General features: G+C 73.8%; 2 protein-coding genes. Both read left to right on the top strand.

Annotation, left to right across the window (positions count from 1 at the left end):
- Window positions 1-6 precede the first annotated feature (6 nt).
- Window positions 7-6,255: an SDR family NAD(P)-dependent oxidoreductase gene (locus tag ACH4NX_RS06940; protein WP_398126796.1), complete on the top strand. Its 6,249-nt coding sequence runs from the start codon at window positions 7-9 to the stop codon at window positions 6,253-6,255.
- 5 nt (window positions 6,256-6,260) lie between these two features.
- The gene (locus ACH4NX_RS06935; RefSeq protein WP_398126797.1) at window positions 6,261-14,240 is read left to right on the top strand and encodes a beta-ketoacyl synthase N-terminal-like domain-containing protein; all 7,980 of its coding nucleotides are present in this window, start codon (window positions 6,261-6,263) and stop codon (window positions 14,238-14,240) included.
- The last annotated feature ends 1 nt before the right edge of the window (window position 14,241 follow it).

The raw sequence follows: 14,241 nt of genomic DNA, 5'->3' as shown, positions 1-14,241 counted from the left end.
GCGCAGATGAGAGCAGAACGTGCCCAGGTTCCCGTCGCGGTGGTCGGTCTCGCCGCGTTCACCCCAGGCTCCCGAGACGTGGCAGGGTTCTGGCGGAACGTCCTCGCCGGCCGGGATCTCATGTCCGACGTACCGGTGGAGCGTTGGTCACCGGCCGACCACTACGACCCTGACCCGTTCGCTCCGGACAAGACCTACGTGCGGAGGGGCGCGTTCCTGCCTGACTTCGAGTTCGATCCGTTGGCGTACGGAATCCCGCCGAGCGACCTTGCGGCCACCGACACCGCCCAGCTGCTGGCCATGATGGCCGCGGGTGACCTGCTGGCCGACTGCGGCCTCGGGCAGATGACCGCACAACAGCGGGAACGGGTCGGGGTGGTGCTGGGCACAAGCGGCCTGGCCATGGGGTTCGAGGTGTCAGCGCGGCTCTCCCGGCCGGTGTGGAGAAGGGAACTGCTCGCCTCCGGTCTCGACCCGGCCGCGGCCGACGAGATCTGTGACCGGATCAGTGCCAACTTCCCGGCCTGGACCGAGGCGACCTTCCCCGGTCTGCTCGGCAACGTGGTGTCCGGCAGGATCGCCAACCGGTACGACCTGCACGGCGTCAACCACGTGACCGACGCCGCGTGTGCCTCGTCGCTGGCCGCGCTCTCCACCGGACTGGGTGAGCTCGCCCTCGGCAGCTGCGACCTGGTGATCTGCGGCGGCGTGGACGTGCTGAACGACATCACCATGTACGTGTGCTTCTCGAAGACTCCGGCGCTCTCTCCGACGGAGGACTGCCGGCCGTTCGCGGCCGACGCCGACGGCACCATGCTCGGCGAGGCCGTGGTCATGTTCGCGCTGAAGCGGCTGGCCGACGCCGAACGCGACGGGGACCGGATCTACGCGGTGGTCCGGGGCCTCGGCGCAGCGTCGGACGGCCGGAGCAAGGCCATCTACGCGCCGCTGGCCGCCGGACAGGAACGGGCGCTGCGCCGGGCGTACGACGTGGCCGGGTACGGCCCGGAGAGCGTGGAACTCGTCGAGGCGCACGGCACCGGGACCAAGGCCGGTGACGCCGCCGAGTTCGCCGCGCTGAGGGAGGTGTTCCAGGCTGAAGGACGCCCTGACCGGCAGTGGTGCGCCTTGGGCTCGGCCAAGTCCCAGTTCGGGCACACCAAGTCCTCCGCCGGCGCCGTCGGAATGCTGAAGGCCGTACTCGCCCTGCACCACCGGGTGTTGCCTCCGACCATCAAGGTGGAGCGGCCCAACCCCGAACTTGAGCTCACTGATTCCCCTTTCTACCTGAACACCGCCACCCGGCCCTGGATCAGCCGCGCCGGTCGGTCGCGCCGCGCCGGCGTGTCGAGCTTCGGTTTCGGAGGCACCAACTTCCACGTCACGCTGGAGGAATACGTTCCCGCCAGGGGAGGCCGACGAGCCTGGCGCCTCCCGGCGGCCCTCGGCGAACTCGTCCTGTTCAGCGCCCCCTCCCCCGGCGCACTGGCCGAACTGATCCGCCGGCCCCGGTCCGACCGGCCGTTGGCGGCGATCGCGCGGGAGTGTCAGGCGGCGTTCAGGACCGAACACCGGGCGAGGCTGGCCGTGGTGGCCGACGACGCCACCGATCTGGCGGGGCGGCTGGACGCGCTGGCGGTCCGGGTGGAGGCCGGGGTGCCGTTCTCCGCGCCCCGGGCGCACTTCGCCACCGGTGATCCCGCCCCCGGCCGGGTCGCTTTCCTTTTCCCCGGCCAGGGCGCGCAGTACGTGGGCATGGGTGCCGAACTCGCCGTTCACCACAGGGCGGCCCGGGAGGCCTGGGACGCGGTCGCGGCAGTCCTCCCGGTGCACCGGGAGGTGTTCCCGCCCCCCGTGTTCAGCGAGGAGGACCGTGCCTCGCTGGAGGCGGCACTGACCGCCACCGAGGTCGCTCAGCCGGCGCTGGCCGCGCACAGCCTGGCCCTGCTGGCCGTGCTGTCGGATCTGAAGCTGACGCCTGACTGCGTGGCAGGGCACAGCTTCGGTGAACTCGTCGCCCTGCACGCGGCGGGCTCCTTCGACGCCCCCACCCTGGTCCGGCTGGCCCGGCGGCGGGGGGAGCTGATGCGGGACGCGGCCACCACCGCCGGGGGGATGCTCACGGTGAACGCGCCGCTGGAGCGCATCGAGGAGCTGACGGAGCAGGTGGCCGGGGTGTGGGTCGCCAACCACAACGCGCCCCGGCAGGTCGTCCTGGCCGGCACGGACCAGGCATTGACCGCCGTGGAGGCCCGGTGCGCCGCGACCGGCGTGGTCACCCGCCGGCTGAACGCCGCCGCCGCGTTCCACAGTCCCCTGGTCGCCGACGCCACCGAGCCGTTCACCCGTTTCCTTGCCGACCTCACGGTCCACCGGCCGGCACGGACGGTGTACGCGGGAGCCGATGCGGCCCCGTACCGGCGCGAACCGGCGGCGGTGCGGCGCGGCATCGCCGCCCAACTGGCCGCGCCGGCGCGGTTCGGCGACATGGTGGAGGCGATGTACGAGGACGGGGTGCGCACCTTCGTCGAGGTCGGGCCCGGCACCACCCTGACCGGGCTGACCGGTGAGGTACTCGGTGACCGTGAGCACGCGGCGATCAGCCTCGACCGGCGCGGAAGCCACGGGTTGGCCGCGTTCTACGACGGGCTGGGGCGGGCCGCGGTGCGCGGGGTCGCCATGGACCTGTCCGCGCTGTGGGAGGGGCACAAGGCCGTGCCCGAGCCGGATCGTGAGGAGAAACCACGGATGACGGTCCTGATCAACGGCGGCAACCACCGCGATGACCATCGTGGCGGACGCGCCACTCCCGCAGCTCCGGGACCGGTGGCGTCGCCCGGCGGGGCGCCGGGGCGGCCGGGGCCGGTGGTGCCGCCCGCGGTGGTGTCGGAGCCGACACCACCGGTCCCGGGCCCCGGCACCGCGCGGCCCGCCCCGGGCCCGATGCCGGAGGCGCACTTGCCGGTCCAGCCGGTGACCTGGTCGGCGCCGGTGTCCTCTGCAGGCCCGTCCCCGGAACCGGTCCAGGGTCTCGCCGAGCCGGCCGGGCCCGGCACGCAGGCACCGCTGATCCCCGGCCGGGTGGCCACGGACAGGCCCGGAGACATCCGGCCGGGCACGCCGGCGCCCGTGGCCACCCCGAGCGTCCGGTCCACCGGCTCGGCCCACCCCGCTCCGCCGACGGAATGGCTGCGGCTCCTGTCCGAGGCCCAGCGGCAGAGCGCGGAGGCGCATGCCACGTACCAACGGGTGACCGCTGAGAACCACCAGCTCTACCTGCGGACGGCGCATGCCTCGATGGAGGCCCTGCTCGCCGCCGCCGGTGTCCGTCTCCCCTCCGTCGGCGTGGACGACCCGCGGCCATGGCCCGTCGCAGAGGTCGCGGTGGGTGCCACCGGCACACAGGTCGTGCCCTCCGGTCAACCGCTCCACGCCCCCGTGCCGTCAGGTACGGTCCCCGGCTCTGGCCAGCCCTTCCGTTCCGGTTCGGGCGGCGATAGGGGTGAGGCGACGTCGGCTGTGCCGGCGCCACCCCCGCAGGCCACCGTCGTGCCGTCGCCCGTGGAGGCCCCGGCGCCCGGGCCGGTGCTGCTCGGGCCGCAACCGGACGCGTTGCGGCCGGACGGGCTGCCGCTGGACGCCGAGTCGATCGGAGCGCTGCTGCTGGAGGTGGTCGCCGAGCGCACCGGCTACCCGGCGGACATCATCAACCTCGACATGGAACTCGAGGCCGACCTGGGCATCGACTCCATCAAGAAGGTCGAAGTGCTCTCCCGGGTCCGCCAACGTGTGGGTGAACTGCCCGCAGCCGACCTGTCCGAGCTGGCGTCCTTGCGCACGCTGCGGGAGATCTCGGTCAAGGTCGCCCAGATGGCGGGACAGATCGATGACGCCGGCGACCAGGCGTCCGCCGGTCCGTCGCCGATGTCCCCGGCGTCCCCGAAGTCTCCCGGGACCTCCTCCCCCGGATCCCCCGAGGACGTGGACTCCGAGCCCGCCACCGGTCCGGAAGCCACCGATGCCCCCGCCGCCGAAGTCCCCACCGCCACCAACCGTCCGGAGCCGGTCCGCCTGGCGGTACGCGCCCTGCCGCTGGCGCCGGCCGGGCTGGCCCTGGCCGGTCTGCGCGACCGGGAGCTCCTCGTGCTCGACGACTCCACCCGGGTGGGTCATCTGCTGGTCGAGGAACTCGCGGCCCACGGTGTGACGGCCCGGCTCGTCACCGGTCTCCCGGCCGAGGCACGGTCGGTGATCCTGCTGGACAAGGGCGACGACCCGCCGGCCGCCTTCGCGGCGGTCCGGGGGCTGGCCGACCGGCTCAGCTCGGCCGGCGGCCTCCTGGTCACCGTGCAGGACACCGGGGGCGACTTCGGGCTGAGCGGAAACGGCGGCCGGCCGGTCCATGGTGGTCTGGACGCACTGGCCAGGACCGCCGCCCGGGAGTGGCCCCTGGCCACGGTGAAGGCCATCGACTGCGCACGCACCGGGCGCAGTGACAAGCAGGTCGCGGCCGCGATCGCCGACGAGCTCACCGCGGGCGGGCCGTCGACCACGGTCGGTCTCCCCGCCGACGGAAGCCGGACGGTTCCGCTGGCGTGCCCCGTCGCACCCGGCCCCGTCGAACCCCGGGCCGATGCCGACTCGGTGATCGTGGTCACCGGCGGCGCACGCGGCGTCACCGCGTCGGCGATCCGCGAACTCGCGGCCGCCCACCGGCCCAGACTGGTGCTCCTCGGCCGTACCGCGCTGGCCGAGGAGCCCGCGGGGCTGGCCGGGGCCACCGACGAGGCGGGCCTGATCCGGCTGCTCGCCACCGGCCCCCGCCAGGCCCCACCAGCCGAACTCGCCGCCGAGGCGCGGCGCATGCTGGCCGTACGTGAGGTCCGGCAGACCCTGCGGGCTCTGGAGGATGCGGGCTCGCCGACGCGCTACCTGTCCGTGGACACCCGGGACGAGGTGGCCCTGCGCGACGCCCTGGCCGAGGTACGCCGGGACTGGGGCCCGATCACCGGGGTGGTGCACGGCGCCGGGGTGATCGCCGACCGGTTGATCGGTGCCAAGACCGACGAGCAGTTCGCCCTGGTGTACTCCACCAAGGTGGACGGGCTGCGCGCCCTGCTGGCCGCCACCGCCGACGACCCGCTCTCCCTGCTCGTGGCGTTCACCTCGGCCTCCGGAGTGTTCGGCAGCCCGGGGCAGGCCGACTACGCGATGGCCAACACCGCCGTCGACCACCTGCTCTCCGCGTACGCCGCCGCCCATCCCGGTTGCCTGACACGCTCTTTGGCCTGGGGTCCTTGGGACGGCGGCATGGTCACCCGGACGATCGCGGAACGGTTCCGCGCCGCCGGGGTCGAGCTGATCGAACCGGCTGCCGGAGCGCGCGCGTTCGTCGCCGAACTCGCCGACCCCGGCGGGCCCACCCGGGTGCTGCGCGCCGCCGGGGACGTGGCTCCCGACGTCCTTGCCGGGCAGGGACCGGTCGCCGAACTGACCCTCGCCCGACCGCAGTACGCGCTGCTGGACGACCACCGGATCGACGGGGCACCGGTGGTTCCGGTCGCCGTCCTGGTGCACTGGTTCACCGTGCTGGCCCGGTCCTGGCGGCCGGACACCGGCCCGTTGGTCCTCCACGACCTGCGGGTACTCCGCAGGATCGAACTGCAGGAACCGGGCGAGAGGCTCGTGCTGCGCGGCCGGACGAGGACGGACGAGTCCGCACGGCGCGGCGGTCTCACCGTCGAACTGGGCGCCGTGGGGGCCAAGTACGCCGGCACGGTGGTGGCCGACGGCCCGCCGCCGGACCCGCACCGCTGGCGGACGCCGGAAGGCCTCGAAGAGGTCCCCGAACCGTACGACGGACCGGCGCTCTTCCACGGCCCGGTGTTCCAGGTCCTGGACCAGGTCCGGCTCGGCGCCGACGGGGGTGTGGCCGCGCTCCGCCCCCGGGACGTCGAGCCCTGGACGGCCGTGCCCTGGGCGGTGGACGTCGCCGCGCTCGACGGCGCCCTCCAACTCGCCGTCGGCTGGACGTCGCGGGCCGGTGTCGGGGCGGCGCTGCCGATGTCGATCCGGGAGTGCCGGATCCACCGGGCGGGGACCGACTGGGGAGCCGCGCGCGTCGTCGTCTCGGCACGACGGACCGACGGGATGTCCGCCGAGTGCGACGCGGCCGTACTGTCCGAGGACGGCAACGTGCTGGCCGAGCTGCTCAGGGTGGAGCTGATCCGCCGGCCCGACCTGACCGAGGGCTGACGCGGATGCGTTCTCCGGAAGCGACTTCTCGGCAGACGCCGTTCTTCGAACCCGTCGCGATCGTCGGGCGCGGCTGTGTACTGCCCGGTGCGCTCGACCCGGACACCTTCTGGGCCCGGATCGCCGCAGGCCGTTCCGCCCTGTCACCGGTGCCGGACGGACGCTGGCGGGTGCCGCTGGCACGGGTGTCGGGTGCACCTGGTGACACCGATCGGATCTGGACCGACATCGGAGGCTACGTCCACGGCTTCGACGAGGCGTTCGACCCGACCGGGTTCGAGCTGCCCCCGGCCGAGATCGCCCCACTGGACCGGGTGTTCCGCTGGGTCCTGCACGCCGGCCGGCAGGCGTTGGACGAGGCGGGCCGGCCCGATCTCGGCCGCGCGGGGCTGGTCCTGGGCAACCTGGCGTACCCGACCACGGCCATGGCCCGTTACGCCGAGCACGTGTGGCTGTCCGGTCCGGGGGGGCCGGGACCGAGCGACGGCTTCCGCCCCGATCCCCTGAACCGGTTCGGGGCCGGTCTCCCCGCCCATCTGGCCGTTCGCGCGCTCGGCCTCGGCGCCGGCGGTCATGCCCTGGACGCCGCCTGCGCCTCCTCCCTGTACGCGGTGAAAGCGGGCTGCGACCGGCTGCGGGACGGGGACGCCGACCTCGTGCTGGCCGGGGCGGTGGCCGCCGCCGACAACCTCTACATCCATCAGGGGTTCTGCGCGCTGACCGCGTTGAGCCGGTCGGGCCGTAGCCGTCCCTTCCACCGGGAGGCGGACGGACTGGTGCCCGCCGAGGGCGCGGTGCTGTTCGCACTGGCCCGGCTCGATGACGCACTCGCCCAGGGCATGCCGGTCATGGGCGTGATCCGGGGCATCGGGCTGAGCAACGACGGCGTGGGCGGTGGCCTGCTGGCCCCGGACCGGGCCGGTCAGGAGCGCGCCGTGCGCGCCGCCTACGCCTCGGCCGGGATCGCACCGGAGACTGTTTCGCTGGTCGAGTGCCACGCGCCAGGCACTCCGAGCGGGGATCTGACCGAGGCACTGGTGATGCGTGAGGTGTTCGCTGATGCCGTGGACCTGCCGATCGGTTCGGTCAAGTCCAACCTGGGGCACCCGCTCGCGGCGGCCGGCGGTGCCGGCCTGCTGAAGGTTCTCGGTGCGTTGCGTGCCCGGGTGCGGCCGCCGTCCCTGCACGCGGACGCGCCGTTGGACGTGCTCGCCGGAACGCCGCTGCGACTGCTGCGGGAGGCCGAGGAGTGGCGCGGGCGGCGCAGGGCAGCGGTCAGCGCGTTCGGATTCGGCGGCGCCAACGCGCATGTGGTCGTCGATGCCTTCGAGCCCGGTCGGGCCGCATCCACCGCTGCCCTCTCCCCCCGCCCTGTTTCCAGCCGGCCACGCGTGGACCAGCGGGTGGCGATCGTGGCGATCGGTGCACGGGCCGGGCCGGGGGCCGGCTACCGGGACCTGTGTCACGCGGTCCTGGACGGCGTGCCCAGCCTCGGCCCCCGGCGCTCCATCGAGGTCGCGCTGGCCGGGCTGCGGTTCCCTCCGGCCGATCTGGCCGAGGCGTTGCCGCAGCAGGTCCTTGCCCTGGAGGCGGCCCGGGAAGCCGCCTCCGCGACCCGGCTGCCGCCCGACCGGACGATGGTCCTGATCGGCATGGGCACGGACCCCGAGGCGGCGCGTCCCGGTGCCCGCTGGCGTGCGCCGGGCTGGGACACCGCCGCCGGCCTGCCCGCTCCGGTGCCGGACTGGCCGGACGCCTTCCGCGCTCCGCTGGTCCCGGAAACCGTGCCGGGCACCATGCCCAACCTGGTGGCCCACCGGATCAACGCCCAACTGGACCTGCGCGGCCCCAGTCATGTGGTCTGCGCGGAGCAGGCGTCCGGCCTGGTCGCCCTGGATCTGGGGGCGCGGGCGCTGCGGGCCGGGGAGGCGGACGCGGTGCTCGCCGGCGCGGTCGACCTGTCCCATGAGCCCGTGCACCTGGCGGCGCTGGGCGCGCTGGGAGATCACCGGCCCGGTGGTGACGTGGCCGTCGTCCTGGCGTTGAAACGCCTGACCGACGCCGAGCAGGACGGCGACCAGGTCATCGCGTTGCTCGACCACGCGACGGACCGGACGGCCCCCGTCGGCCTGCTGGTCGGCGACGCGGACGCCGGAGGCACGGACGGGACCCACCGGATCCGGGACCACGAGGTCCCGCCCGATCGTGATGGCGCCAAGATCGACAGGGACCGGGCGGGGAACCAGGAGGACGGGAACGACCGGAACGTGATCGGAGGGGACGGCGAGCCGGCCGGCCGGCCGCCCACGCCCCGCGTCACCGCCCGGTACGACCACAGCGAACTGTTCGGGACGGCTCATGCCGCGCACGGCGCGCTCGCCGTGGCGGTGGCCGCGATCGCGGTCCACCACCAGGCGGTGCCACGGTCGGGTGCGGCCGCGCTGCCCGCCGACGCGCCCCTGACCGCCTGCGCCCGGGTGACGCCCCTGGGCGCCTCCCCGATGTCGGTCCGCCTGCGCCCGGCCGGCCCGCCGCTGCCCTGGTCCTCGATCGCACCCCGCTCCCACGTGTTCTCCGGCGCCGATCGGGCCGAGGTGCTGGCCGCGCTGGCCGACGGACGGGAGTCCGACACCGGTCCCGCCCGCCTCGTGGTGGTGGTCGACCAGGTCTCCGAGACGCTGCGCGAACGGCTGGCGGTCGCACGCCACTGGTTGACGTCCGGCGGGCCCCGCCCGGACCAGATCACCTACCAGGACGCCCCCACGAGCGGGGAGGTGGCTTTCGTCTTCCCCAGCGGCCAGGCGAGCTATCCCGGGTGCGGGGCGGAACTACGACTCGCCCTGCGCGCCCCCCGCACCGAGGAAGCCGCCCGGCCCGTCCCGGTGCCGGAGCCCCGGCATCCCACCGGCACGGACCCGGTCCAGGTCGTGACGCGGATCCGGGACACCACCGAACTCGCCGCCCTGCACGGCGAGATCACCCAGAGCCTGCTGGGGCTGCGGCCGGACGCGGCGATCGGATTCTCCTCCGGGGAGTCCACCGCACTGATCGTGCTCGGGGCGTGGCCCGACGCGGCCGGCCTGTACCAGGCGGTCTCCGACAGCGACGTTTTCCGGTTCGACCTGTCCGGGGAGTTCCGCGCGGCGCACCGGTTCTGGCGCGGACACGGCCAGGAACGGGGGCGTTGGGCCGAGTACCTGGTGCACGCGTCCCCAGCCGGCGTGCGCGCCGCCCTGGCAGGCGAACCACTGGCACACCTGCTCGCCGTCGACTCGCCCGACACGTGCGTGATCGGCGGACTGGACGCGGCCTGCCGGCGCGTGCTGGACCGGATCGGCCCCGGGCTCCCGATGGCCGACGGGTACCAGATGGTGGCGCACGCCCCCGAGGCGAACCAGGTCGCGGCCGCATTTCGCGCGTTGCACCGCCGGCCGACCAGTCCCACGCCGGGCATCCGCTATTACAGCGCGGCCACCGGCGAGCCGTACCCGGTCGATCCGGACCACGTCGCGGACGCGCTGCTCACCCAGATGACCAGCACGCTCGACTACCCGAAGGTGGTCGAGCGGGCCTGGGCGGACGGGGTGCGCGTGCTGATCGAGCACGGCCCGCAGAGCGGGCGTACCCGGTCGATCCGCCGGATCCTGGCGGACCGGGACCACCTGACGGTGGCGCTCGATGTGCCGGGACGGGGACTGCGGCAGCTGTGCGACGCGGTCGCCGAACTCGTCGCCGCCGGGGTCTGCCCTGATCCCGCGCCGCTGTTCGACCGGCTCACAGCGGCCGCCAGGCTGCCGGCTGATCCGGGGAGGACGATCACCCTGCCGGCGCACCCGCCCGCGATCCGGCTGCCCGGAACAGATCTTCCGGAGCAGCGGATGGAACCTGCGCCGGTACCGCCTCTGGCGACGGCACCGACGAAACCGGTCGGCGCGCCGGCCGGTCCCGGTACGGCGGTTGCCTCCGATGCCCATGGCTCGGCCTCGCCGCGTGCCAGGGCTGTACCCGTCGCACGAGCCGCGTCGATCGGCCCGGTGACCGCTGCGGACCACCCGGTGCCGCCCCTTGCCCCTGCGAACCACCGGGCGCCGGCCGGCGCCGCTGCCGACGATCCGGTGCCGGCACTTGCCGCCGCCCACCACGCCCGTCTCGCCGTCGCCCAGCGGGAGTTCCTGGAACGGCAGGGCCAGGCTCACGCGGCGTTCCTCCGCACCCGGCAGCTGGTGATCGGCGCGGTCACCGCCGTGACGGCCGGCGGTGACCGCGCCCTGTCCCCCGCCCCGGATCCCGCGCACCTGCCGCAGGCCATCGAGCCCGCGCCGGTGGCGATCCCGTCACCGGGCTCTCCGCCCCTGCCGTGGCGACCGGCAGTACCGGAGCGGCCCACGCGGGGACTGTCGCTGCCCCTGGACCGTGCCCGGCTGGAGCACCTGGCGCACGGGCGGATCTCCGACGTCTTCGGTCCCGCCTTCCGCGCGCAGGACCACAAGCGACGGCAGACCCGATTGCCGCGCCCCCCGATGCTCCTGGTGGACCGGGTCACCCGGCTCGACGCGGAACCCGGCTCGATGTCCACCGGCACGGTTCACACAGAGACCTACGTCGCCCCCGACGCCTGGTACCTGGATCCGGCCGGCCGGATGCCCGCGGGCCTGTTCATCGAGGCCGGCCAGGCCGACCTGCTGCTGATCAGCCGGCTCGGGGTGGACCTGCTCGACCACGGCGACCGGGTCTACCGGCTGCTGGGCTGCGAGGTGACGTACCACGGACCGCGGCCGGCCGTCGGGGAGACGCTGCGGTACGAGATCCACGTCGAGGGCCATGCCGAGAACGACGGCGTGCGGCTGTTCTTCTTCCGCAGCGACTGCTATGTCGGTGAGGAGCTGCGGCTGTCGGTACGCCAGGGCCAGGCCGGTTACTTCACCGACGCGGAACTCGCCGGTTCGCAAGGAGTGCGCTGGAGCCCGGAACCTTCACCGGCAGGGACGGTCGACCCGCCCGCCGTTCCTCCGGCCGCCACCGCTTTCGGTCCCGACGCCGTACGCGCCTTCGCCGAGGGCCGACCGGCGGACTGTTTCGGCCCCGGCTGGGAGGTGTCGCGCGCCCATGTGCGTACCCCGACTCCCGGGGAGGGCCGGCTGTGGCTGCTGGACGAGGTGAGCGAACTCGACCCCGCCGGGGGCCCCTGGGGTCGTGGCTACCTGCGTGCGGAGAGCGAGGTCCGGCCTGACGACTGGTTCTTCGACGGCCACTTCCACAACGATCCGTGCATGCCTGGCACGCTCATGTTCGAGGGCTGCGTGCAGGCGATGGCGTTCTATCTGGCCGCGCTGGGCTTCACACTTGACCGGGACGGCTGGCGGTTCGAGCCGGTGTCCGACGAGTCCTACCGGATGCTCTGCCGGGGACAGGTCACCCCCCAGAGCCGTCGGGTCCGCTACGAGGTGTTCGTCAGCGGACTGTCCTCCCACCCCCGGCCCACGCTCCGTGCCGACCTGCTCTGCACGGTGGACGGCCTGCCCGCTTTCCACGCCTCCGGAGTGGGGCTGGCACTGGTCCCGGACTGGCCCCTGGAGTACTGGCGGTGGCTGGGGCCGCCCGCCGTTCAGACCAGTGGGGCACTGGTGCCGCTGCCGGTGCTCGGTGGCCTGCGCGGTCTGTACCCCGACCCGGCGGCGGCCACTCTCGCCGGACGGAGCGCGGACTTCCCGCTGATGCTGGCCGCAGCCTGGGGCCGGCCCAGCGCGTTCGGCACCCGTGGAACCCAGTTCGACGGCGGCAAGCGCTGCGCTCGACTGCCGGGCCCGCCCTACCTCTTCGTCACCCGCATCGTCGACGCCGGCCTCGAACCGGACCGGCCACGCCCGGGTTCCTGGCTGGTCGCCGAGTACGACGTACCGGAACAGGCCTGGTACTTCGAGGAGAACGGCACCCGGGTGATGCCGTTCGCGGTGCTCAACGAGGTGGTCCTGCAACCGTGCGGGATGGCCGCGAGCCTGCTCGTGCCGCAACCACCGGACGCCCCCGAGCTGCTCTTCCGCAACCTGCAGGGGAACGGCACCGTCCTGCGGGACATCCCGGCCGGGACCCGCACCCTGCGCACCAGGGTCGAGCTGGGGGACCTCTCGCAGTTCGACGGCGTCACCCTCGTCCCGTTCGAGGTCTCCTGCGAGGCGGTCGACGAGACCGGCGCCCTGCTGCCGGTCATGGGACTGTCCACGCAGTTCGGGTACTTCCCGGTGGCCTCGTTCGCCCGGCAGCCCGGATTGCTCCCCACCGCCACCGAACGCGCCCGGCTGGCCGAACCCTGCGACCGGGTGGTGGAGCTGCGGCATCGTCAAGAACGCTACGGCTCCGGCTCCCTGCGGCTGCCCGGACCGATGCTGCTGATGCTGGACCGGGTCACCGGGTACTGGCCCGATGCCGGACGAGCGGGACTTGGCCGGCTGCGCGCCGAGCGCAAGGTCGACGCCGGGGACTGGTACTTCCGCGCCCACTTCTTCACCGACCCGGTGCAACCCGGATCCCTCGGCCTCGAAGGTGTGGTCCAGCTGCTCCAGTGGTACCTCCTCGAACGCGACGCCGGCGCCGGGCTGACCGCCCCACGCTTCGAGTCCGTGGCCGTCGGTCACGAGGTGCGCTGGCTCTACCGGGGCCAGGTGGTGCCGAGCGACGGCGTGGTCACGTTCGAGGCCGAGATCACCGAGTACGGGACCGACGCTCGCGGCCGATACGTACGTGCCGAGGCCTGGCTGTGGATCGACGGATGTCGCATCTACCACCTGCCTCGCATCGGGGTCCGGGTGGTCGACGGCCATCCGGCCGTACGGGAGCTGGAGCTGGACCCGGCAGTGGACACCTGGCTGGACGACCACCGGCCCAACTTCGTGGTTCCCGCGGTGCCCCTGATGACCACGGTGGATCAACTCGCCACCGCCACGGCCAGGCTGACCGGTCAACCAGTCGTCGGCCTGCGCGAGGTTCAGCTGCACCGCTGGCTTCCCCTGCCCGGCCCCGCGCGGATCCGTACCGACGCCGAACCGGCGGCCGGGGAAGGGACCGCGGTTCGTCTCTCCGTCTGGCGGGAGGCCGGTGAACTGTCCCGGTACGAGGTGGTCGGCGAGGCCACCGTACTGACCGGAACCGTGCCGGGGCCTCCCCCGGCCCTGCTTCCTCCGCTCCCCGACGGCCGGCCGCAGCCGGACCCGTACGAGGCCGCGGAGCTGTTCCACGGCCCGGCGCTGCAGTACCTGACCTCACTGACCGTGGGCTCCACCGGCTCCAGCGCGGTGCTCGACGCCGGACGGGGCACCACGCCGTTCGGCCAGCTGGGGCAGGGGCTGCTCGACGGTTTCCTGCACGCCATCCCGTCCCAGTCGCTCTGGCGGTGGATTCCTGGCCTGTCCCAGGACCTGGTCGCCTACCCCCACCGGTTGCCCTGGCTGGACCTGTACGAGCCGCTGCCGACCAGCGGTGAGCTGCGGGTCGAGGCCCGGTTCGCCGGCTTCGACCAGGGGCACCACCTGCTGCCGGTGATCGACCTCCAGGCCCAGATCGGCACCCGGGTCGTGGCGCGCCTGAGGCTGGTGGAGATCCTGGTGCGCCTGCCGGGGATCGAACGGGTGCCGCTGCGGGACCGCAGGGCCTTCGCGACAGGCCTCCGGTATGTCCCCACCGCCAGTCTGTCCAGCACCCGGGACGGGATCACCACACTCTCCGTCGACACGGTCCGCCGGTTCGACACCCTGCCGGGCACCACCTCACGGATCTACCGGCTTCCGGCCGGTCTTCCGCTACGCGAACGCAGCACGCGCATCGCCGTCAAGGAGCACGTGTCCGGCCTGGCCAGGGCCCATCCCGGACAGGTCGAGGTGGCAGCCGACCTGCGCTCGGCCTGGGTGGCCGGTGCCCCCGGCACGGTCTGGCCGGTGCGGGTCGAACACGAAGCGGACGTGGTGGTGGTGCGTTGCCCTCTCCCCGACTGAA

This window comes from Streptomyces sp. NPDC017225 (genome assembly GCF_044331465.1).
In the GTDB taxonomy this organism is placed as follows: domain Bacteria; phylum Actinomycetota; class Actinomycetes; order Streptomycetales; family Streptomycetaceae; genus Streptomyces.
The sequence above is the reverse complement of the archived record's forward strand: the minus strand, read 5'-3'. Positions and strand labels throughout refer to the sequence as shown.

What these genes read in the sequence shown, in the direction of transcription:
- ACH4NX_RS06935 (WP_398126797.1), top strand. Translation starts at nt 6,261, where the DNA reads ATGCGTTCTCCGGAAGCGACTTCTCGGCAGACGCCGTTCTTCGAACCC.
- ACH4NX_RS06940 (WP_398126796.1), top strand. Translation starts at nt 7, where the DNA reads ATGAGAGCAGAACGTGCCCAGGTTCCCGTCGCGGTGGTCGGTCTCGCC.